The organism is Ruegeria sp. CDSC002 (assembly GCF_059610905.1).
On sequence record NZ_JBXWOM010000015.1, the window covers coordinates 13,541 to 34,831 of the forward strand.

Annotated in this window: 21 protein-coding genes; 11 read left to right on the forward strand and 10 right to left on the reverse strand. The window is 55.3% G+C overall.

The window, feature by feature from the left end; all coding sequences use genetic code 11:
- Positions 1 to 24: 24 nt before the first annotated feature.
- Positions 25 to 1,041 carry a Fe(3+) ABC transporter substrate-binding protein gene (locus AC2FJE_RS21215; RefSeq protein ID WP_496758241.1) on the forward strand — a complete coding sequence of 339 codons (1,017 nt, stop codon included), beginning with the start codon at positions 25 to 27 and terminating at the stop codon, positions 1,039 to 1,041.
- A 67-nt stretch (positions 1,042 to 1,108) separates the two neighbouring features.
- On the opposite strand, the gene AC2FJE_RS21220 is transcribed toward AC2FJE_RS21215, so the two are convergent.
- Positions 1,109 to 2,038, reverse strand: a complete 930-nt coding sequence (locus tag AC2FJE_RS21220; protein ID WP_222424386.1) for an autotransporter domain-containing protein — start codon at positions 2,036 to 2,038, stop codon at positions 1,109 to 1,111.
- A 241-nt stretch (positions 2,039 to 2,279) separates the two neighbouring features.
- Between AC2FJE_RS21220 and AC2FJE_RS21225 the strand changes: the two genes are divergently transcribed.
- From AC2FJE_RS21225 to AC2FJE_RS21235, 3 genes are all read left to right on the forward strand, one after another.
- Complete coding sequence (locus AC2FJE_RS21225; RefSeq protein ID WP_108861834.1) at positions 2,280 to 2,495, forward strand: hypothetical protein; 216 nt, start codon at positions 2,280 to 2,282, stop codon at positions 2,493 to 2,495.
- 288 nt (positions 2,496 to 2,783) lie between these two features.
- Positions 2,784 to 4,316: a phospholipase D family protein gene (locus tag AC2FJE_RS21230; protein ID WP_496758239.1), complete on the forward strand. Its 1,533-nt coding sequence runs from the start codon at positions 2,784 to 2,786 to the stop codon at positions 4,314 to 4,316.
- A 73-nt stretch (positions 4,317 to 4,389) separates the two neighbouring features.
- Positions 4,390 to 4,755 carry a cupin domain-containing protein gene (locus AC2FJE_RS21235; protein WP_282171019.1) on the forward strand — a complete coding sequence of 122 codons (366 nt, stop codon included), beginning with the start codon at positions 4,390 to 4,392 and terminating at the stop codon, positions 4,753 to 4,755.
- A 110-nt stretch (positions 4,756 to 4,865) separates the two neighbouring features.
- On the opposite strand, the gene AC2FJE_RS21240 is transcribed toward AC2FJE_RS21235, so the two are convergent.
- Positions 4,866 to 5,015: a hypothetical protein gene (locus tag AC2FJE_RS21240; protein ID WP_282171020.1), complete on the reverse strand. Its 150-nt coding sequence runs from the start codon at positions 5,013 to 5,015 to the stop codon at positions 4,866 to 4,868.
- A gap of 97 nt (positions 5,016 to 5,112) precedes the next feature.
- Complete coding sequence (locus AC2FJE_RS21245; RefSeq protein ID WP_282171021.1) at positions 5,113 to 5,289, reverse strand: hypothetical protein; 177 nt, start codon at positions 5,287 to 5,289, stop codon at positions 5,113 to 5,115.
- 479 nt (positions 5,290 to 5,768) lie between these two features.
- Here AC2FJE_RS21245 and AC2FJE_RS21250 point away from each other — a divergent pair, with 479 nt between their 5' ends.
- The 7 genes from AC2FJE_RS21250 to AC2FJE_RS21280 all read left to right on the forward strand — a co-directional run bounded on the left by AC2FJE_RS21250 (position 5,769) and on the right by AC2FJE_RS21280 (position 14,388).
- Entirely contained in the window at positions 5,769 to 6,332 is a 564-nt protein-coding gene (locus tag AC2FJE_RS21250; RefSeq protein WP_113790432.1) for a GbsR/MarR family transcriptional regulator, read from the forward strand.
- Between the two features lie 40 nt (positions 6,333 to 6,372).
- Positions 6,373 to 7,074 (forward strand): DUF4166 domain-containing protein, encoded by a 702-nt coding sequence (locus AC2FJE_RS21255; RefSeq protein ID WP_282171022.1) that lies wholly within the window; start codon positions 6,373 to 6,375, stop codon positions 7,072 to 7,074.
- The gene (locus AC2FJE_RS21260; protein ID WP_496758209.1) at positions 7,071 to 8,243 is read left to right on the forward strand and encodes a saccharopine dehydrogenase family protein; all 1,173 of its coding nucleotides are present in this window, start codon (positions 7,071 to 7,073) and stop codon (positions 8,241 to 8,243) included. Before AC2FJE_RS21255 ends, AC2FJE_RS21260 begins: the two co-directional genes overlap by 4 nt.
- Before the next feature lie 222 nt (positions 8,244 to 8,465).
- The gene (gene xrtT, locus AC2FJE_RS21265) at positions 8,466 to 9,920 is read left to right on the forward strand and encodes an exosortase T (protein WP_496761463.1); all 1,455 of its coding nucleotides are present in this window, start codon (positions 8,466 to 8,468) and stop codon (positions 9,918 to 9,920) included.
- The gene (locus AC2FJE_RS21270) at positions 9,917 to 12,001 is read left to right on the forward strand and encodes a VIT and vWA domain-containing protein (RefSeq protein WP_496761464.1); all 2,085 of its coding nucleotides are present in this window, start codon (positions 9,917 to 9,919) and stop codon (positions 11,999 to 12,001) included. Before xrtT ends, AC2FJE_RS21270 begins: the two co-directional genes overlap by 4 nt.
- A gap of 153 nt (positions 12,002 to 12,154) precedes the next feature.
- The gene (locus AC2FJE_RS21275; protein ID WP_496761465.1) at positions 12,155 to 12,838 is read left to right on the forward strand and encodes a response regulator transcription factor; all 684 of its coding nucleotides are present in this window, start codon (positions 12,155 to 12,157) and stop codon (positions 12,836 to 12,838) included.
- Positions 12,832 to 14,388 carry an ATP-binding protein gene (locus AC2FJE_RS21280; protein WP_282121316.1) on the forward strand — a complete coding sequence of 519 codons (1,557 nt, stop codon included), beginning with the start codon at positions 12,832 to 12,834 and terminating at the stop codon, positions 14,386 to 14,388. The genes AC2FJE_RS21275 and AC2FJE_RS21280 overlap by 7 nt, the downstream gene beginning before the upstream one ends.
- A 532-nt stretch (positions 14,389 to 14,920) precedes the next feature.
- Here the strand turns inward: AC2FJE_RS21280 and otnC are convergent.
- Genes otnC through AC2FJE_RS21315 form a run of 7 tightly spaced genes read right to left on the reverse strand, consistent with a single transcriptional unit; the run spans position 14,921 to position 21,244 of the window.
- Positions 14,921 to 15,562 carry a 3-oxo-tetronate 4-phosphate decarboxylase gene (gene otnC, locus AC2FJE_RS21285; protein ID WP_496705747.1) on the reverse strand — a complete coding sequence of 214 codons (642 nt, stop codon included), beginning with the start codon at positions 15,560 to 15,562 and terminating at the stop codon, positions 14,921 to 14,923.
- On the reverse strand, positions 15,559 to 16,836 hold the full coding sequence (gene otnK, locus AC2FJE_RS21290; RefSeq protein WP_496758197.1) for a 3-oxo-tetronate kinase: 1,278 nt from the start codon (positions 16,834 to 16,836) through the stop codon (positions 15,559 to 15,561). Before otnK ends, otnC begins: the two co-directional genes overlap by 4 nt.
- Positions 16,833 to 17,630: an N-acyl homoserine lactonase family protein gene (locus AC2FJE_RS21295; protein WP_496758194.1), complete on the reverse strand. Its 798-nt coding sequence runs from the start codon at positions 17,628 to 17,630 to the stop codon at positions 16,833 to 16,835. Before AC2FJE_RS21295 ends, otnK begins: the two co-directional genes overlap by 4 nt.
- On the reverse strand, positions 17,627 to 17,914 hold the full coding sequence (locus AC2FJE_RS21300) for a putative quinol monooxygenase (RefSeq protein WP_282121320.1): 288 nt from the start codon (positions 17,912 to 17,914) through the stop codon (positions 17,627 to 17,629). Before AC2FJE_RS21300 ends, AC2FJE_RS21295 begins: the two co-directional genes overlap by 4 nt.
- The gene (locus AC2FJE_RS21305) at positions 17,914 to 19,425 is read right to left on the reverse strand and encodes a tripartite tricarboxylate transporter permease (RefSeq protein WP_496761466.1); all 1,512 of its coding nucleotides are present in this window, start codon (positions 19,423 to 19,425) and stop codon (positions 17,914 to 17,916) included. The genes AC2FJE_RS21300 and AC2FJE_RS21305 overlap by 1 nt, the downstream gene beginning before the upstream one ends.
- Positions 19,426 to 19,429: 4 nt before the next feature.
- Positions 19,430 to 20,179, reverse strand: coding sequence for a hypothetical protein (locus AC2FJE_RS21310; protein ID WP_496761467.1), 750 nt, complete (start codon positions 20,177 to 20,179; stop codon positions 19,430 to 19,432).
- A 57-nt stretch (positions 20,180 to 20,236) separates the two neighbouring features.
- A complete protein-coding gene (locus AC2FJE_RS21315; RefSeq protein WP_496761468.1) occupies positions 20,237 to 21,244 on the reverse strand; it encodes a Bug family tripartite tricarboxylate transporter substrate binding protein in 1,008 nt (335 codons plus the stop codon).
- Between the last annotated feature and the right edge of the window lie 47 nt (positions 21,245 to 21,291).

The following is a 21,291-nucleotide window of genomic DNA, read 5'->3' on the forward strand; positions in this document are numbered from 1 at the left end:
CACATTTCAATGTTGGGAGTTATGATGCTCAAATCCTCTACCTGCTTCGCCGCCGCATTGTCGGCCATGATCGCCACTTCTGCCGCTGCTGAGGGTGAGTTGAACCTCTATTCCTCGCGCCACTATGACACCGACGAAAACCTGTACAGTGATTTCGAAAAGGCCACCGGCATCACCATCAACCGCATCGAAGGCAAAGCCGATGAGCTGATCGCGCGGATGGAAGCCGAAGGCGCGAACTCGCCCGCGGACATTTTGCTGACCGTCGACACCTCGCGCCTTTCACGGGCCAAGAATGCAGGCATTTTGCAACCGATCGAAAGCGCCGTTCTGGAAGAGCGCATCCCGAACAACCTTCAGGATAGCGACAATGAATGGTTCGGCTTCTCGCAGCGTGGCCGCATTATTTTCTTCGACAAGGAAAACGTCGCCAACCCGCCGGCGACATATGCCGATCTTGCCAAGCCCGAATACAAGGGTCAGGTCTGCATCCGGTCGTCCAGCAATACGTATAACCAGACCCTGTTGGCTTCGATCGTCACCCATGAAGGCCCAGAGGCCGCCAAGGCATGGGCCGAAGGCATCGTGGCCAACATGGCCCGTGAACCACAGGGCGGTGACACCGATCAGCTGCGGGGTATCGTATCCGGCGAATGCGACATCGCGGTTTCAAACACCTATTACTTTGCCCGTGCAATCCGCAAAGATGTCAAAGGTGTTTCGGCCGATATCGACGCAATCGGTTGGGTCTTCCCGAACCAGGACAGCTATGGCGCGCATATGAACCTGTCCGGTGCAGGTGTTGCCGCAAATGCACCGAACAAAGAGAATGCCGTTCTCTTCCTCGAATATTTGGCAAGCGACAGCGCCCAGCAATATTTTTCCGCCGGGAATGACGAATTCCCCGCGGTTGAAGGCGTCGCACTGGCGGACTCGGTGAAATCGCTGGGTGAGTTCAAAGCGGATGAGGTCGTCCTGTCCGACGTCGCCGAAAACCTGCCGACAGCACAAAAGATCTTTAACGAAGCCGGCTGGAAATAATCCAGGCAAGAACCAGAGCAGTATGAAGGGCGCAGGTTTTCTGCGCCCTTTTCCTTTGGTGGCTGGTTCAGAACCGCACCCCAAACCCAACTGAAAACCCGGAAAATGAATCGGCGATAACGCCGTTCAGCATGACGCGCGCGCCCTCGACGGCGGGCAGCCCAATCTTTGTGGTATCGACCTCAATTCCGACACCGACCGTCGCCAGCCAATCCGTATCCAACACCATCGCGCTGTCGCCGTGGTAAAGCACAACGCCCCCATCCAAAACCAACTTGGACGGACGGCCCAGCAGCTTGACCTTATCAAGTGGATAACGGTAGCGCGAAAACAACGTCGTCTGGTTCGAATTTGCGCGGGCATCCCCCGCTTGCGGTTCGTTTATCGGATAGAACTCTAAAAACGTCTGACGTAACCTGTACTCGGCCTCCCAACGGCCGAATTGTGCCTCGCGAAAGACGCTCAGGGACGCCCCGACACCAAAGGCGTTAAGGTTACCGTCCACTGCGCCTGCCCCGTTCGAACGGGACGGAAACAGCGGAAAATTGGAAAACACCGCATCCGTGGTGACATGGCCAAGCGACAGATGCGCAACTGGCCGGATGTACCAGTTATTGGTAAGCGGAAGCTCCCACCCGACGCCAAGGGTCGCGGCGATACTTGACCATGTAACATCCAGCTCGGTATCAGACCCAATCTCGGGAAAAATCACCAGCGGGTTATAGTTCTGATAGGCAAACTGTCCTTCCAGATAAAGGCCATTGCCCAACGGTTTGAATCCGCCGCGCAGCTGCGTGGACCGCAGATTTCTCGCGTCACCAGATGCGCTCAGAAAGGACAGGGACGATAGTGTTTCGTTCGGTGTGGCCGCGACGCTCAGCACCGCAAGCGCGGCGCGGGCGGCGGCTTCAGAGGCGTCTGGATCAAGGTTTTGCGCGGTGGCAGGCTGGGCGAAACTCCAGATCAAAAACGATGTGTACGCAACAAGTCTTTTCAATCGCGGGTTCGCCTGTCGGTTTTTGTCGACTGCCAAGCACATCGTTATCGACGCGCAATGCGTTTGACAGATCGTAACCCAGTCTTTGTTTACGAAAAACTAAAACAACGAATTCGCGGCCATGAATTCTGAGGACTTGTATTTTGGAAACACTCGGTCGCGATGACGTTTTCAGCGACCATCCCGAATGTGATTTGGTATTTTACCCCGAAACGGGTTCAATCGTGTCAGGAGATTTGTCATGAAAAACCCGGAAAGTTTCGAGAAGTTCTACTTTGCCAAAGTTGGCATGGGTGAAGCCTGCGGCTGTGCCGAGAGGGTGATTGATGTGTTCGAATTCAATCGGCAAGGCGGCGCACAGTCCACGCGCGCAGTGAAATCAGAAAAACGCAAACGTCGTTCATTCCGATCCTGGGCCATGAAATACGGGTTGCTGAGCCGCAAACCCCGAACCTGATGCTTGTCGCCCATCTGTGGGACGGTTCCATGTCTCAGTTAGGTGCTTTATGATCAGAATAGGGGGCCTATCGGACCTGCAAGAACCCGCGACACTCCTCCAGCTTTGGTATCCGAGACTCCGTCCTCAATTGAAAACGACGCGGTCAGCGAACACCGCTGCCCGGACCTTCTAGGGTCTCGCCCAAACAACACAGGCTTGGGAAACGGCCCGGCGAATCCGGAAACAAACTTGCAATCACCCCTACAAGCGTAGTCACCTGAGATGGAACGGGGGGGGAGAATGTCGATGAAGCCATGGGCTATCGTGGTTTGTCTGTGCAGTACGCTGGCTCTTGCTGCATGCGCCCCCAAAACGCGCAGCTATGAAAAATCTGTTTCGTCGTCCTTTGCGACCCCCGCAAACAGCGCCCTGGTGCGCGCGGCCAACCGGCTTGGCGATCCCAAGGATGGGCGGTCCGGGGTAAAACTGATCAGTGATGGGGAACAAGCGCTGGTTTCAAGGCTTTTGCTGGCCGCTGCGGCCGAGCATACCATCGACGCGCAGTACTACCTTTTGCACAATGACCCCACGGGCCACCTGTTTGCGGCCAGCCTTTTGCAGGCGGCAGACAGGGGCGTTCGTGTCCGGCTGCTTTTGGATGACATGGACACGTCCAGCTACGACGCTATGACCGCAGCGCTGGACTATCACGAGAATATCGAGATCCGGCTGTTCAATCCCTTTTGGCGGGATCAAAGCCTGCTGATTGCGGGTCTGACAGACTTCAAACGCATCAATCGCCGGATGCACAATAAATCCATGACCGCAGACAACATCTTCACGATCGTCGGGGGGCGCAACATTGGGGCCGAATATTTCCTGGCCCGGGAAGAAATGAACTATGCCGATCTGGACGTGCTGGCGGCAGGCCCAGTCGTGACTGAAGTTTCCCAGAGCTTTGACTCTTATTGGAACAGTGAATTTGCCGTTCCCGCACGCGTGGTTGTTGGACAACCGGATTCGTTTGACCTGAACGATGCGCGCGCAAGGCTGAATGAGCTGGTGGAGGAAGCAAAACAGACCCAGTACGGCGCTGCGCTCAGGAAATCCGCGCAAGAGAATTTTGCCGACGGCGCGCTGCGGCTGAATTGGGTCCCCGCGCGTTTGTATGCGGACCCGCCTTCAAAAGCTGCGGGCGTTGAAACGTCCGACCCCATTCTTGCATCGCAATTGCTGCCGTATTTTGAAATTGCCCGCAGCGAGGTAAATATCATCTCGGCCTATTTCGTGCCGCGCAACAATGGCGTCCGATGGATGACCGAGTTGGAAAATCGCGGTGTGGACGTCAAGGTCGTGACCAATTCCTTAGGGTCGAACGACGTCGTGCCGGTCTATGCGCATTACGCCAAGAAACGCAGGGCGTTGCTGCGCGGTGGGGTTGAGCTTTATGAATTGCGGCCAGACGCCTATCAGGTTCAGCGTCGCGGTATCAACTGGGCACAATCCCGATCCGGCCTGCATTCCAAGGCTTTTGCCATCGACGACCGTTACCTCTTTGTTGGCTCATTCAATTGGGACCCGCGGTCTGTGAACATCAATACCGAAATGGGCATTCTGATCGACTCTCCCGCGATGGCCGTTCAAACGATGGGTGCATTGGACGCGGCCCTGCCCGCCTACACCTACCAGGTGACGTTGGAACGCGCAGGCCAGCTTAAATGGAGAACACGAGGAGCGGACGGGGAAAGACTGGAATACGATTCCGAGCCCACGGGGTCGGTCTGGGATCACATCGTCTCTGGTTTTCTGAGTATTTTACCGATCGGGTCACAGCTTTAAGCCCGCAAGTAACGACTAACGCGACCGATCATTCTTAGGTTTACCGCTGCGAAAAGCTGAAAGGACGTTCACCGTGAAGTATTGCAAGCTTTATGCCGATGCTGCTGGCGAAAGCCATTGGGATGACATTGACGTCAACCTCGAGGAACGGAGTTTCGCCCCGCCCGCGCAGGCCATCGAGGTATCCGAGCCAGAGCGTGTCAAACAGACAATGTTCCTGCGGCTTCGATCCGGTTGGAACGAGCCTATCCATCCGACCCCGGTGGCGCAAAGGCTGATATGCCTTGCAGGCACAATCCGCGTCACTGCAAGCGATGGAAACTATCGTGACATCGGCCCCGGCGACGTGTGGCACATGGAAGACAAGGTGGGAAAGGGTCACCACACCAGGGTCACAAGCGATCAGGATTTTGAAGCCGTCATAATTCAGCTCGAGTAACTTGGGCGATCCGAGGCCGTATACGAAACCCAAGGCGGAATATTCACCGTCGGACGGTACCGTTTCGACCTGGCGATTTCCGGGTATGGCTGCTCAACTCCGGATCCGAACTATGTTTCGGTAAAGCCAATGTTTGAGATCAGTTTTGCCTGCAGTCGCATCGCTTCGTCATCAACAGGTTTTTTCATTTCGGTGCACATCCTGAATTCCGCCAGCGTCCAACCAACTTCTCTTTCCGCCGTCAGCAAGGTGGTCGACATATCCGCCGCTTGTACCCCAGGATAGCAAAGGAAGTCGGCGGGGATATTTCTGCCAAAGCCGAACGCCCGAATGTCATCCTCTATTGTCGCGTCGCGCTCAAACCTCGCTACCCTGACAAAGTACAATTTGAGCATTGGGAGCGCCTTGAACCGGATAAAAAATTTCCCGGCGGTATCCCATTACTTCATAGGTCTGCGAAACACTGCTGGCCTGCCCGACCAATTCCAGCAACCCGAGTTTCGGATCGATGGTCTTTTCCAGAACGCTTGTCATTGATCGCCTCGCCTTGCTTGCGCACCAGAAGGGCGAAAATGTCAGATCAAGTTGTGTGCCTTGCACCCAAGACTACTGTCGGCTGGCTGTTTTGAAACGCGTCAAATCTTGCACAGATAGCGTGTCACCCGCGTGTGCTCCTAGCCGGTCGATCTGATCAGGCGAGCGTTCTGGTGCATGCACATGTTATTTTTTTGCTCGGCTGACCCTATCGTTCAAGATCACTTGATGCAGCTCTTCGACGCCCATGTCGGTTGCTTTCCGTGTCATTTCTTGTTGATGGCTGCGATACATATTCCTGAGATTTACCGGCGCAGGTTTTAACGCTGAACGGCTGCATGAATGCTATGAGGAGAAATCTCATTAAATCAGCTGTTCGATCGCCTTTGGACATTGGGCCATCGCGTCAGCACGAAATTAGGTGTCATTGAATCAACAAAGGTCTTGATTTTCGCTCTATCTTATCTGATATTTCTGTCATGACAGAAATTTATGACATAACGAAATCAGACGCTGCAAGCCAGTTCATTCTTTATTGGGGTGATATGGGCAATCAATGGGGCGTCAATCGCTCTGTGGCGCAGATTCACGCGCTGCTTTACCTTAGCTCCAAACCCCTTAATGCCGAGCAGATCGCCGAGTCGTTGGGTATTGCGCGATCCAACGTGTCCAACTCGCTCAAAGAATTGGTGAGCTGGCGCCTCATTCGCCGCATTCCGGTGCCAGGCGACCGGCGCGAGCATTATGAGGCCGAAGTGGATGTCTGGGAAATGGGGATCCGCATCGCCCAAGGGCGCAAGGAACGCGAGATTGATCCGGCGACACAAGCCCTGCGCGCGTGCGTGGCCCAGGCTGAAACCGAAAGCAGTCTTGACCCAACAGCGTTGCGGCGCATGCAGGACATGCAAGAATTTCTGGCCACCGCCGATACGTGGTTCAGCGATATGCTTACGGTGCCCCGTCCGAAACTGGTAATGTTGATGAAAATGGGAACCAAAGTCGTTTCCCTGCTCAGCTTCACCGGAGGCAAAAAAAGCAGCTAAAAATTTGTCCCGTAATTTCCCTTTTGACGGAAAAAACAGAATGATCGAAATTAGCAAAAAGATAGCGCCGCCAGGCCCGAAGCCGGCTCAACCGCAACCCGATGCGGTCAGCAGTCTGGATGATCGGTTCAAGAACTTGCTGGGGGCTTCGGCATGGTCTCGCCTGCCCAAAGCAATTCAGCGCCGGTTCAGCAAGCGTCTGCTGGGTGATGCCAGCCTTGCCTATCAGGGCCGCGTGACCCAAATGCGGATGAACCCCGCAGGGCGCGCGCTGGCCTTTGCCTTGCGCGTGATCGGGGCACCGCTGCCGTTTGATCGCACCTCGGTCGGTCGATCCGCCGTGGTCACCGTCACCGAAGATGCGGCAACGGGCGGGCAATTTTGGATCCGGCAATATGGTCGGGCGGCCGGGTTTCCACAGATGGTCGGCAGCTCAAAACGCTTTGCCGGGCCAACCGGATTGGAAGAATATATCGGCTTTGGGATCGGCATCTCGCTAAAGCTCGAAAGCACAGCGAACGGTCTCTATTTCGTCAGCGACCGTTACTTCCTGAAACTGGGGCAAAACCGACTGCCTCTGCCACGGTGGGTCTGTCCTGGGGGGCTTGTGGTCGGCCACGAAGAACTTGGGGGTGGGCAGTTCCGGTTCACTTTGGAACTGGTGCATCCGCTTTTTGGTCAGCTGATCTGGCAGGACGCGACCTTTCATGATGCTGAGGTTATCGGGAGTGTCCCGTCATGAAGGTCGTGATTATCGGCGGATACGGTGTTTTCGGATCCCTGACTGCCCGATTGCTGGCACGTGATGGGCATCAGCTTTGGCTGGCCGGGCGACGCCCTGAAAAGGGCCGCTCTCTGGCTCAGAACCTCGGGGCGCAAACCCTAAAGTTGGACATTGGCAAAGCACCAGAGGCTGTTTTCAAGGTTAAGCCAGACGTTGTGATTGATGCGGCAGGACCGTTCCAACACTATGGTGATGATCCGTATAAAGTCCCGAAACTCTGTATCGCTCATGGCTGCCACTATCTTGATCTGTCGGACAGCGCCACGTTCACGAAGGGTATTGCTGCTTTGAACACCGAAGCAACAACCGCAGGTGTTTTTGCCCTTTCCGGTGCATCCAGCGTACCCGGTCTGTCTTCCTGTATCGTCGAAGATTTGATCGAAGATCTGGATGAAGTTGATGTTATCGACATCGCTATCCTGCCAGGTAACCGGGCACCGCGAGGCATGTCCGTTATCAAGAGTATTGTCAGCGGTGTCGGACGGCGGCATCAGGTGTGGCGCAATGGTGCCTGGCAAACAACTAGCGGATGGACAGATCGCAAGTTGTATGAGTTGGAACCGGGTATGAGGCGCGCCGGATACAGCGTCGAAGTTCCCGACATCGCACTGCTGCCGGAAAAGACAGGCGCGAAGAGCGTCATGTTTCGTGCAGGTCTGGAACTTCCGTTGATGAACTGGGCATTACATCTGCTGGCTAAACTCAGGCAGTACGGGCACTTTGAATTACCGGACATTGCCTATTCTGCGCTCTACGTTCTTTCAAAAGCGCTTTATCCCTTCGGGAGTGACCGAGGCGGTATGCAGGTAAGTGTTTCCGGCAAGCGCGCCGGGCAGAGCCTGACCCGAAAATGGAAGCTGATCGCGGAAAAGGGGCACGGTCCTTTTGTTCCCGGTGTCATGTGCCGCGCGATCCTGCGAGAACATGACAACGTGAATGCTGGTGCGCGACCCTGCCTGGCAGAGCTGACAAGGCCCCTGGTTGAAGGCGTTATGGCAGATCTGGAAATTCGTACTGAGATCGTCGACCTGATGGATCAAAGCACAACTGACCCAAGAGGCGACGTGCAACAGAGCAAACGCTCAGTCAATTCGGACAGGCAGCGCCTAAACACAGCAGCACCTTGAAAGAACCTGAACTCGAATCAAAAACGGCAAATAGTGGCGTTTTGCGATACGCCATACAGTTCACTTAATTCAAGATTTGACGCATTGGCTAATAGGCTGGTCCGCAACCTTGTATTTCAGCCTAGATAACAATCGCGGCAAGGACCTCAGCTAAGAGGACCTCATCAAAATCTGCACATCTTGGGCAGGGGAACTGCGCATTCACCCGTCACTTCTGGCGGCATGAAACACTTGACCGCAGATACGCTGGCATGGGGCGCCTTCGCGATTGCCTCTGCAATTCTGGCCGCGCAACCTTTGCAATGGCTTGTTCGAAGCTGGCTTAGCCCGGCTTATGGGTCTTTTGGGTATGTCTATGTCCTACTGATTTTGGGCCTGGCCGGGATGAGCTTGCTAAGCGGCCGCCGGAAAGAGGCAGGCTCTGACGTTCCAGCGATTGCCTTGTTGCTCTTGGCGGCTTTGATCCGGTTTCTGGGGCAGGTTTTGGCGATCAATATTCTCAGCGCTCTTGCGCTTGCTTTGGATGTTTTTGCGCTGGTCGGGTTGCTGCAGCTGAATCGGCGCCCTTTTGCGCTGTCGCCGTTTTGGATGGCCACGCTGTTCTTGTTTTCCTTACCGACCGAAATGGTCTTGCAACGCACACTTGGGTTCCCGTTGCAGATGGTTTCCGCGGAACTGTCCTGCCACATGCTCAGTGCACTGTTCTCGAATGTTGTCTGCGACGGCGTACGCATCACCTTGGAACAGAGAGACATTCTGGTGGATTTGCCGTGTTCCGGAGCCTCGGGGCTTTTGCTGTCGCTGGCCTTCGTGGTTACGCAAAACGCAGTTATGCGCCCGCGATGGCATGTCGGTGGCCTTAGCCTGTTGGCCGTGATCGGATGCGCCACCTTGGGCAATAGCCTGCGCATTTCGCTGCTGGCGATTGGGCTTGCACGTGGTCTGGATGTTATGGCCGAGCCTTGGCACAGCCTTATCGGGCTGGTGACCCTTAGCCTGACAGTTGCGCCTTTTGCCTTGTTTTATCGGCCCCGCAGCAGAAACACGCACAAAAGCCGCGCACATCCCAAGCAGTTCATTCTGCCCAAACCCATCAGGGCACTGGCAGGGTTTGCATGCCTGATCGGCAGCATTGCGATCGTGTCTCTCAAGGCAAACCCAGTGGATGTTTCAGGCAGTGTCGTAACCCCGAATCTGCCCGCACAAATCCAAGGATATCTGGGGCAGAAAGTGCCCCTGACACAGATGGAAGCTTATTATTTCGAAGCCTATGGCGGACACGCGCAAAAGGCTCAATTCGGTCCACTGGGGCTGAATGTGGTCAGCACGCGCGCGCCGCTGCGACATCTGCACGCCCCTGAAATCTGCCTGCGGGGTCTTGGCTACAAGGTTCGGTTTCTGGGCACACGCTATGACGGCGTGCCCAGCGCCTACTACCGTGCCACCGGCCCGGACGGGGACCAATGGCTGGTTGCGGTCAGCTACGTCGCACAAAACGGGCAAGTCACACCCAGCGTGGGCGAAGCGATCTGGCGCTGGCTGAACGGGTCCGGCGGCACCTGGAGCAGCGTGCAAAGGATCACCCCATGGGCCTTGGACACGAGCTTGCGCGCCCAACTCGACGCTGCTGCGATTGCTGCGCTCGACATTCACACCATCAAAGGAACGGACATATGATACGGTATTTTGCTTTTATTTTTCTGCTATTCCCCGCGGCTGCGTACACCCAGCCGAAAGACGACATCGCGGGTCGATTGATCGGCAGCGGAGTGGCTGGTCCATTGGATCTGCCCTTGCTGAAATCGGACCTTTCCGTTGATATTCAGGGCGATATGGCAACCGTTCAGGTGCGGCAGGTGTTCATAAACCCTTCGGACGATCCGATGTCGGCGGAGTATCTGTTCCCCCTCAACCAAAAAGCCGCCGTCTACGCGATGCAGATGCAGGTGGGCGACGAAGTGATTGAGGCGCAGATCCAACAAAAGCACGAGGCCGAACAAACCTTTGAGACAGCAAAGCAAGAGGGCAAAGCCGCTGCTCTTTTGACCCAGCATCGTCCCAACATGTTCACGCAGAACGTCGCCAATCTGATGCCGGGGCAGCCGATTACCGTGACGCTGAGTTATGTGCAGGCCGTCCCTAAGATAGACGAAGCTTATGAGCTGGTACTCCCTCTGATCGTCGGGCCGCGATATCAAGGGGCGGTGAATTTTGACCAAACGTCTCAGGGCGTTGAGTTGGCTGATTTCCATAGTGAAGAACAGGTCACTTCTACCGTAACCGAAGTCGATGGCTGGACGGTTTCCGAGCTACCGCAATACCCTCTGGTTCCGCGCCTGACGAACCCCGATACAATTGAACCCGCGCGGGTCTCGCTGAACCTCAATCTGCGCGGTGCAGTTCCCGTTTCCAATCTGACAAGCGCCACGCATGATCTACAAGTCCAGGAGTCGGAGGGGGTAATCAGCGCCTCTTTTAAGCACGGGCGGGTGATCGACAACCGCGATCTTGTTCTGCGCTACACACTTGGTGGTGATGAGACGACAGCCGGAGTGCTGGCCCACCATGATGACCGGGGTGGCTTTGTATCGGTGCTGGTTGAGCCGCCAAAAATCCCGCAGTCGGATCAGATATCTGCACGAGAGCTGGTCTTTGTGCTGGACACCTCGGGATCTATGGGCGGCGCGCCTTTGGATGCCAGCAAGCGGTTTATGGAGGCCGCGTTGAAAGGCCTGCGCCCCGAGGATTATTTCCGCGTGATCCGGTTTTCCTCGAGCGCGTCCGAGTTCGCGTCCCAAGCCGTTCCTGCCACACGCGGTAACATCCAGTCCGGTTTCCGCTACGTGCACAGTCTGCGCGCCGGGGGTGGTACAGAAATCGACAACGCAATCCGTCATGCCTTTGCAACGCGGCAACCTGCCGACACTTTGCGCATCGTCGTCTTCCTTAGCGATGGGTATATTGGGCAGGAATCCCGCGTGTTGCGCACAATCCGGCAACAGATCGGCGATGCGCGTATCTATGCCTTTGGCGTGGGTACTGCAGTAAATCGCTATCTGTTGGACGCGATGGCCGAAGAAGGGCGCGGTTATGCCCGCTACGTTGATCCGACCCAGCACGCCTCGGATGTCGCAGACACACTGGCCCGGGATCTGAAATCGCCGGTGCTGACGGATGTATCCATTGATTGGGGCGGGTTGAATGTCACCGAAGTGGTGCCACAACATATTCCCGACCTGTTCGATGGCGGCTCAATTCGGGTTTTGGCTCGGTACGAAGGTGGCGGGCCTGCGGACATCACGATCAATGGCCTGGTGCAAGGTAGAAAAGCACAGATGCCACTCTCGACAGTCCTGCCAACAGAATCCGGTCCAGAAAGTGATACGCATCAGGGCACTGCGATCCCACTGACCTGGGCACGTTCCAAAATCGCGGATCTTGACCGCGCCATGGCGGTGCAGGCTGGCGATCCCAGAAAGATTGAAGCGCAAATCACCGATCTTGGGCTGAAATTCAACCTTCAGACGCAGTTCACCTCTTTTGTTGCGGTTTCAAAAATGGTCGTAAACCCCGACGACGCGCCAGCAGATGCCAAGCCGGTGGCCTTGCCGCAGGTGGCGAGCGTTGGCCCAGCAGCATATCCCAAAACAGCGTTCAGCGGGTCTTCGACACCCGAGCCGCAAACGATTTTCGGACTGATAATGCTGATGGCTTTGGGCGCGCTGCGCCTGAGCCGAGGCCAGAGGGTTTCGGCATGAGAGCGTTACCCTACAAACTGCGCACCGATGCCTGGTGGCTGGGGGATGATTTCACCTGGCGCAGACAACAGGTGCAAGCTCCACTTGACCCGGACAATGGCAGTATGATCTCTGATCGTGACTTCGGTAATATTTCGACGGCGGACGCATACAGTGAACAACATCCTGATCGTAGATGATGATGCCCGTATTCGCGATGTCGTACGCTTTGCGCTGGAAGAATCCGGCTTTCGAACAACCGAAGCATCCACTGGTCAGGACGCATTGGAGGTTTTTAGCAATACCCCGGCCGATCTGGTCGTGCTGGATATCGGAATGCCCGAAATGGATGGGTTGGAGGCCTGCCGGGAATTGCGCAAAAGCTCAACCGTGCCGATCCTGTTTCTGACGGCACGAGATGATGAGATTGACCGCATTCTGGGGTTTCAGCTTGGTGGCGATGACTATGTCACCAAACCCTTCAGTCCGCGTGAACTGGTGCTGCGGATCAAGGCCATCCTTGCCCGCTCGGCCGGCATTAAATCGCCGGACGACGTGACGGTCTTTCAGGATCTGCAACTGGATCATAGCGCGCATCGCTGCACCCTTGCCGAGGCCGAGGTCCAGCTGACCGGGATCGAATTCGCGGTCCTGTCGATCCTGGCCAAAACACCAAGCCGCGTCTATGCGCGCGCGCACTTGATCGAGCTGGTTTACGGCCACAACACCTATCTGTCTGGTCGCACGGTGGATAGCCATATCCGTAATATCCGTCAGAAGGCGCGCACTTTGGGATATCCAGATTTGATTCAAACCGTGCACGGGGTTGGGGTGAAGCTGGGCGTTTGCCAGTGCTGACCGTAACGCAAAAATGGCGACCGCCGCTTGCGCTGGTGATTTCGCTGGTCTGCATCGCCCTTGTGACCCTTCCGATCATTGGTGTTTTGGGTGCCCGCCTGTCCAGCAACCAGTTCGCACGCGAAACCGAACGCAGTCTTTTGTCTCAGGCCGTTATCTTTGGCGAAATCTATGCCACGGCCTTTTCTGAGATCCAGGCCGCACCCGATGTCGGCCACAGTTTGTCCACTGAGCAGATGGAACGCCTTACTCAGGACTTTCATCCCATCCCAGCCAGTTTGGATCTGTTTCGCGGTCAGGTCTCGCCGCCGCGCCCCGACCCGGTTTCAAGTGATGAACCGCTGGACGCGCCGTATTCGGAGATCTCTCAATCACTGTCACAGCTGGCGAGGTCGGCTAAGAAAACCACTCTGTCGGGGTATGTTTTCATGGATCACTCTGGGCGGATCATCGCCAGCAGTGGATCAGCCAGCGGGTCTTTTCTGCATGTACCCGAAGTGTCGCAAGCGTTGGAGGGTGAAACCGTTTCATTGCTGCGACAGCGCGATGACACGTCCAATCGGCACCTGCTGAACTCGATCAGTCGCGATACCTCATACCGCGTGTTTGTCGCCCACCCGGTGGTGTTGAATGACAGGGTCATCGGGGCCGTTTACCTGTCGCGCACGCCAATGGACCTTCGGAAATTCCTGTTTCAGGAACGGTTCACGCTTGGCTCTGTCGTGGTGTTCATGCTGGTGTCTGCAGCTGTGGTCGGTTGGATGATGTGGCGGCTGATCTCGAAGCCAATTCGCGATCTCAGCTGTCAAAGCCAGGATGTCGCCAGCGGATTGAAACCGATCCCCGATCCCGTGCAGCACTATGGCGTGAAGGAACTGGCGGAACTGGGTAACAACGTCGTTTCGATGGCTGCAACCTTGTCAGAGCGGTCGACTGCGATCGAGACTTACACGAGCCACGTAACCCATGAGTTGAAATCGCCGGTCACGGCAATTTTGGGTGCGGCAGAGCTGTTGTCTGATGGGCCGTCAGCGGTATCCGGTGATCGCAACCAGAAACTGGTTCATAACATTCAGCAAGAAGGTCTGCGTATGAACGCCTTGCTGAGCCGTCTTCGCGAACTGGCACGGGCCAGTATTCGAACTGACCCTACCCCAACGTCACTGGCGGATATGGTCCAGGCGGCGTCAGCCGCGTTTTCAGAAAAGGTTGTCGAGTTGCAGGCGCCGCCAGAAACGTACCTGCCTTTGTCCAAAGATCAGGGCCATATCGTTCTGCATCACCTTCTTCAAAACGCGTTTCAACACGGCGCAACACGTGTCGACATAAGTTTTGACGCGGCTTCAAACAGCCTGATCGTTTCCGACAATGGTTCGGGCATTTGCCCGCGAAACAGTGCACGCATCACAGAACCATTCTTCACAACCAGACGGGACCAAGGCGGCACTGGTTTGGGCCTATCCATTGTTACCGCTGTTTTGAAACAGGCAGGTGTAGCGATTGAAACAATGACCCCAAAGCAAGGCGCCAGTTTTCGGATCAAGTTTTGAACTTTGCTGGAAATAGTTCGCCGAATAACTTTGAGACACTTGAGAGAAATACGTCGTTATTCGTTTCACCTACACTTGGCAAAAGCGGTGCTACTTCATGCATCTCCACATCATTAAGCGACTACGAACCAGTTGGAAGGGTTTTGAGATCAAGACCAACAGCCACATTCAACACAATAGTGAACTTAAGAGCGGTGGGAAGTGAGCCCTACAGAAAGATGCTTGACGGCTCTTCTTATGTCCGCTTCTTCGGAAAGTGGTATTTTATCTAGCGGTGACATATATCGCGAGTCTTGGAATTCCGTCAAATTCTCCTAAACAAACGGTTGGGGTCGTTCGCGAACGTTTAAGGGCGTCGCGAACGATTATGGGTGATCCTACAAAATCTGTAGGGACGCGCATAACGCTGCGCTTCTGCTATTGATTTCAATCATTAAATTCAGATGTTCTTGCCCATAACATTGCGTGGTATTTGCGCATAATTTTGCACGATTTAGCCAAAAGTTTGCACACTCCCCCTATCGGTTTCCAACTACATCCTTCCGAAAGTCTCTTTGAGTTCTGCGACTTGTTCTGCATCCAACATCCGGGTTGGCATTCCCCGCAGTGCCACGAGCAGCTTGGCTGTTTCTTCCAACTCTTCCGCTGCGCAGACCGCTGAAAAGAGATTCTTTCCTGATACGACGGGACCGTGATTGGCCAACAGAACAGCACTATACTTGCCGCCCAGTTCGCGGATCAAATCACCGGATTTTGGATCACCCGGCTTTACGTATCGAACCAGTTTAACCGTGCCTACGCGCATGACCACGTATGGTGTAAGCGGCGGAATACAGTCATTGGGATCGGTGTCTTCCAGACACGACAGTGCGGTGGCCCAGGTCGAATGCAGATGCACCACTGCACCAGCTTCCGGCCGCGTCTCATAGAAGGCTTGGTGCAGAAAGACCTCCTTGGTCGGCTTGTCTCCGGAGACGTGGTTCCCATCCAAATCAATCTTGGCGATGCGCTCGGGGTCGATATTGCCCAAAGTCGAATTCGTTGGCGTCATGAGAATCCCGTCCGATAAACGCGCAGAGACATTGCCTGCAGTGCCAACGGAAAAGCCACGCACAAACAGCGAGGCACACAGCTCCGACATCTGCTGCCGCAGCGCCATTTCTTCAGAGCTCATTTGCCCGACTCCATCATTCTCAGCGCTTTCGCGAAAAAATCCGGAGCGCCAAAGTTTCCGGATTTCAAAGCCATCGCAATGGGTTCAGTTTTTCCAACGCTCAGGACAGGTACGCCTGGGTCAATCTCTGTCCCAATTGACATGGCCGGTGATCCCAATGCCTCAGAGACAGCCTGGGCGACAGCTCCCGAAGTCTCACCTCCAGCTACAACCAACCGCTTGTAGCCCTTTTGGACAAGTTCTCGCGCGGTATCTGCAAAGAGATTGTCCAGCTTTTCCGCCACGGCTTCCTGACCAAACTGACCTTGGATCGCACGCACATCATCCGGGTTCCCCGATGAATACGCGAGCGGCGCCTGACCCGAATGCGCTTCAAAGAAATCCAGAAGCGTTTGCGTCGTCACATCCCCGAACATGACGCCCGGAACATCAATTGCGAAAGTCGGATGGGATTCCGCATGAACATCAATCTGCCTGCGGGTCGCACCTGAACAAGAACCCGCAAGGATCGCGGCAGGCCCTGCGATACCAGTGAACACAGTGCCAGCACTTTTGGATGAAGTCTCTCTCAGGAAGTTTCTTGGTAGACCCATCGCTATACCCGATCCCCCAGTAATGAGCTTGGCATCCTTTAGAGCTTCGCCCCAGGCCAACAAATCTTCATCCGAAATCGCATCGCCAATCACAAATCGTTCGTCGGCCTTCTGCAAAGCATCAGCGATCGCCTTTGAACCTTGCTTCACAGTGTCAATTGGCACCAACCCAACCGCTTCGTCGGTTTGATGCTGCAACCATCGCCTGATATTGGCATCCGTCATCGGAGTAAGGGGGTGATTTTCCATCCCAGACTCGTGCAACAGCTTACCAAGCACAAAGAGATGACCGTAACAGATAGTACGCCCCGTTGTCGGAAAGGCCGGACAGAAAATCACTTTTTCCGCGCCCAGTTCGTTGGCCAGCGCTTCCGCAACGGGACCGATGTTTCCCTCCGTCGTGGAATCAAAGGTCGAACAATATTTGAAGATGAACTGCTGGCATCCTTGGTCTACGAGCCACCGCAAGGCACTCAGACTGTCTGCAACAGCTTCCTCGACCGGTGCAGTGCGGCTCTTGAGCGATACGACACCCGCTTCGATCTCCTCGTCGGCTGGGAGATCCGGAATACCTGGAAACTGCGCGGTTCTTAATCCACCTTCCGGCTCAACGCCCTTTGCCAAGGTGTTCGCGATATCACTCGCACCGGTAAAGTCGTCCGCTATGACGCCGATCTTCATAATTTGATGTCCCTGGTTGGCCCGAAATCCAGCCTATGGATATGCGGTGCCGCTCCGACGGGAAAAACCTCACGCACAAGTGGATCATGGCCGGGCACGATGAGTCGAGGATGCGAGGCTAACTTCTCGAGTGTCTCGAAACCATCCATCATATCCTGCAGGTCGACGACGATGGGAAAGGCTTTGCGCGCCATGAAATTCTCATAGTAATGCGAGGCATCAGACGCGAGTACCATCCACCCGACTGCCGTTCTCACGCGAACGCATTGCAACCCGCGCGAATGCCCACCTATGCAGTGCACCGTGACCCCATCTGCAATCTCGGCTTCTCCATCGTAGAACACGACCTTCCCTGAATAGAGACGCTTTACGACCTCGCAGACATGACCGGCCGTGAAAGGCGCGCGCAGATGGTCGTGGCACATGCAGGGGCCTGTGGCGAAGGCCATCTCCGCCGATTGCATATGCAACTTCGCGTTCGGGAACATATGCAGCCCACCCGCGTGGTCATAATGAAGATGGGTCACGATAACCTCGGTCACCGCTTCCGGCGAAATGCCTAAGGGTCGCAGAGCCTCGTGAGGGTCCATCGCGATGGGACGACCACGAGCGGCGGCCTCATCGGAGTCGTAGCCGGTATCGACCATAATGACTTTGTTACCGCGTTTGAGCACCCAAACGAAGTAATCCATCGCGTGAGGCGCGCTGTGATTATCATCGATGATGAAACTATCAGCTCGCGTCCGGGCATTGCGATCCGCGTATTTCACGGCGTGGATTTCCCAATCGTTCATCGGATGACCTCGGAATACTGGTGAACCACCTTGGTGGCGATCATATCAGCCACAGCCGTATCGAAGGACCGAAAATGCGCACTTTCTAGGTGTACAGAGAAGGCCGCGCTGTCATCATAAACCTCATAGAGAAAAACTGTCTCGGGATCGTCGCCGAGGCAAACGTCAAACTGCTGGCATCCGGCTTCGTCACGCAAAGAGGTTGAAGCGTTTGCGACCATCAGCGGTAAAAAAGTGTCTCTCGTACCGGGTTTGAGAGTGAAAGTGACAGTGACTACAAACATCAGACAGAAAGTCCTTTCAGACGTGAGAAAGCGCGCTTTGCAACGGGCAGCTGGCTGAGGATCAGACCAATGTTGAGCACCAGCAGAATGGCCGCACCGGGTCGTGAAAAGAAGACCGAAAGATCCCCGTCCGACAAGAACAGCGACCGGCGGAAGGTTTCGTCAAACAGGCTGCCTAGAATAACCCCGATCACCAACGGCGCGATTGGGTATTTCATCAGGTTCATGAAATAGGCAACGGCGCCGACGCCAAGCATCAGGTAAAGATCATTGATGCCACCACCAACGCTGAAAGACCCAATTGTTGTCAGAACCATAACGACGGGCAAGAAGATGGTCTGCGGTATGGCGAGTATTTTGATAAAGACCCGAGCAGTGAACAGGCCCATCAAGAACATAGTCAGGGATGCCAACACCAGGATTGCGACTACGCGCAGAATGATCTCGGGGTCTATCGTGGGGCCCGGGATCACGTTGTTGATCTTGAAAGCCCCCATCAAAGCCGCGGCGGGTGGTGAACCGGGAATGCCCAAAACCAAAAGCGGGATTAGCGCGCCCCCAATGCAGGCGTTGTTTGCCGTTTCAGAGCACAGCAGACCTTCCAAAGAGCCTTTTCCAAACTTGTCGCCCTCGGCAGATACGGTCTTGCCGACACCGTAACTGACCCAACCGGCGACATCTTCGCCCACGCCGGGAAGCGCTCCTACCCCGGTCCCGATCACTCCTGACCGGCCAATGGTGGGCAGGTAGCGTCGGATGGAGCGTAGGTTCGGAAAGATGCGACCTTTCAGGGCCAGAACTTTCCCGGCCTCAACGTGCCTTAAACCGTCGATGATTTGGGGAATGGCAAATGCCCCCATCAAAACCGGCACGACCTGAAACCCGCTCATCAAGTAAGACCAGCCGAAGGTATAGCGCGGTTCAGACAACAGAGGGTCAAGCCCCACCATGGACATCGCAAGCCCGATCAGACCGGCGATCCATCCCTTGATCACCAGGTCTTCGCTCATCAAAGTGCCAGAAAGCAGAATGCCGAAAAGGGCCAGCAAGGCTTTCTCCGGGCTTGCGATGTTCTTTGAAACCAAAAGCAGCGCCCAGACAAAGATCAAAAGCGTGATGGTCCCGATAACCGTGCCAATGAAACTGGCCGTCGTGGTCAGCCCAAGTGCTTCACCCCCTCGACCCGCTTTGGCCAGAGGGTAGCCATCCATGGCCGTCGCCGCGCTGGCTGCCGTGCCCGGAATGTTCAGCAAAATAGACGGGTAAGAGCCGCCGTAAATCGCGCCGACATATGCCCCGAGCAAAGCGATAAGCGAATAGTCCAATGGGATCTTGTTGCCGAAGAAACCCGTCAGGATCGTCACTGCCAGCGTTGCGGTCAGGCCGGGCAATGCGCCGAAGGTGATGCCCAGGAACACGGATGCGATCAAATACAGATAGGTCAGCGGGTCTACTGCCAGGCCCACGAATGCGGTCCCAAATCCAGCCAGTTGCGAAAGGATAAAGTCCATCCGGTCAATCTTTCCATAACGGACGAAGCGTCACGTAGTAGTGGTATTCGATTTGCTTGAAGATCAACCCGCCGCGCGCGGGCACGTTCTGCCGGAAAACAAAGGCCATCGCACAAACGAGGATGAGCGGGGCAAGTATTGCCACCAAAGGAACGAACCGCAAAACGCGTTCGGAAACCGCCTTGCTCAACACCACAAGTGTGAGCGAGACCCATAAGGCCAGTGTAAACCAATCATCACTGTGTGCGTTCCAGTCCGCCTGCGCGGGAAATACAGCAAACGCAAATAGCCCGGCAGAGACAACCGCGCTACAGGCCACCAAAGCACGCCGCGCATGACCTCCGTAGTAGCCGTAAGTCAAAGCTGTAATCAGCAACCCAGAACACAGAATGAAGTCCACTCTGGGAACGAGCCCCACGACATATGCAAGAAGGATCAGGCCTATTGTAGAAGCTCGATAGGCTTCCGACTTATCCCATCCGATGCCCAAAGCACTGAGCGCGTTTTGGGCACCACCTGAGCGGATTGAAATAGCCAGCAAAACGAAGGACAAGCCAAGCAATCCCCCGAAGATGAACAGCGGTACAATTGCAGCCGAGTTGTACCAATCCGATCCACTTACACCTGCGCGGTTTTCGCCCCAAAGTGGAATGTCCGACGTCTTCCAAAGAAAAAAGACGGACACTGTTATAAGAACAATTGCTGCCCAAAAGTCGCGCGACCGCATGACCAGTGTTTCGTCAGGTTTGTCCATTGCCTGCCTCCTGAGGGAAAGGGCGCGATCAAGCGCGCCCTTTCAAAATTGATCGGATTAGGGTTGCGCGATACCCAGCGAGGCCGGATCCACTGTGGCAGCGCCAAGGTCTTGCAAGGTATAGGCAAAAGTAGCCTCGAGGTTCGCAAACAGTTCTTGAGCTTCTTCACCGTGTTGACCACCGACATCGTAATTGTTTGCCGCGGCCCATTCGGCGACGGTGTCGGAGGCAATAGCTTGCTCGAAGGCATCACCAAGCGCGGCCTTTACGTCGTCCCCGGCTGAACTGTGGACTGCAAACCCGATGGCCTGTTTGAGTGGTAAATACTGATCGAGACCGTCATAAATGCCAAAGGCAGAAGGCACCGTTGCCCCTGCAATCTGCGCATCTTCGGGCGTCAACATCGCGAGCGGTTTAAGTTGACCGCCTTCAATCAACGGAGCCTGTTCAGCCAGTGACGTCACAACCAACGCAACTTCACCCGCTATCGCTGCTTCCTGCCCGGGCGCTGAGCCTTTGTATGGAACAAACTTGAATTCTGCACCGGCCCCTTTTTCGATGGCCAGAAGATTCAAGTGGTGGATCGAACCCGCGCCGGAGGCCGCCGCTGGAATAGTGCCAGGAGCAGCTTTTGCAGCATCAACCAGTTCTTCCAGCGTATTGTAAGGGCTGTCCGCCGGAACCGAGATCAGATCAGGTGATCCGCCAACAATAAACGGATACCAAAAATCAAATTTCTTATCCCAACCACCTTGCACAGCAGCGGTGACGTTGGACTCTGACAGACCAACCAATGTATAACCATCGTCTGGTTGGTTCATGACATAGACCATCCCGTTGGAGCCTGCGACGCCACCTGTTTGATTGATCACATTGATCGAAACCGGAAGGTGTTTTTCCATCTCGGCCATGATCATTCGGTTGATCGTGTCCGTGCCACCACCGGCCCCCCAGACCACAGCTGTGGTGATATCACGATAGGGATAATCCTGCGCAGCAGCTGCCCCTGTAATCCCGGTCGCCATCACGGCTGCGGCCGCCAACCGCCCTAGCTTTAGTTTCATTTCCAAGTCCTCCCAAACAACTTTGCGTTTATTATTGCATTTATTTG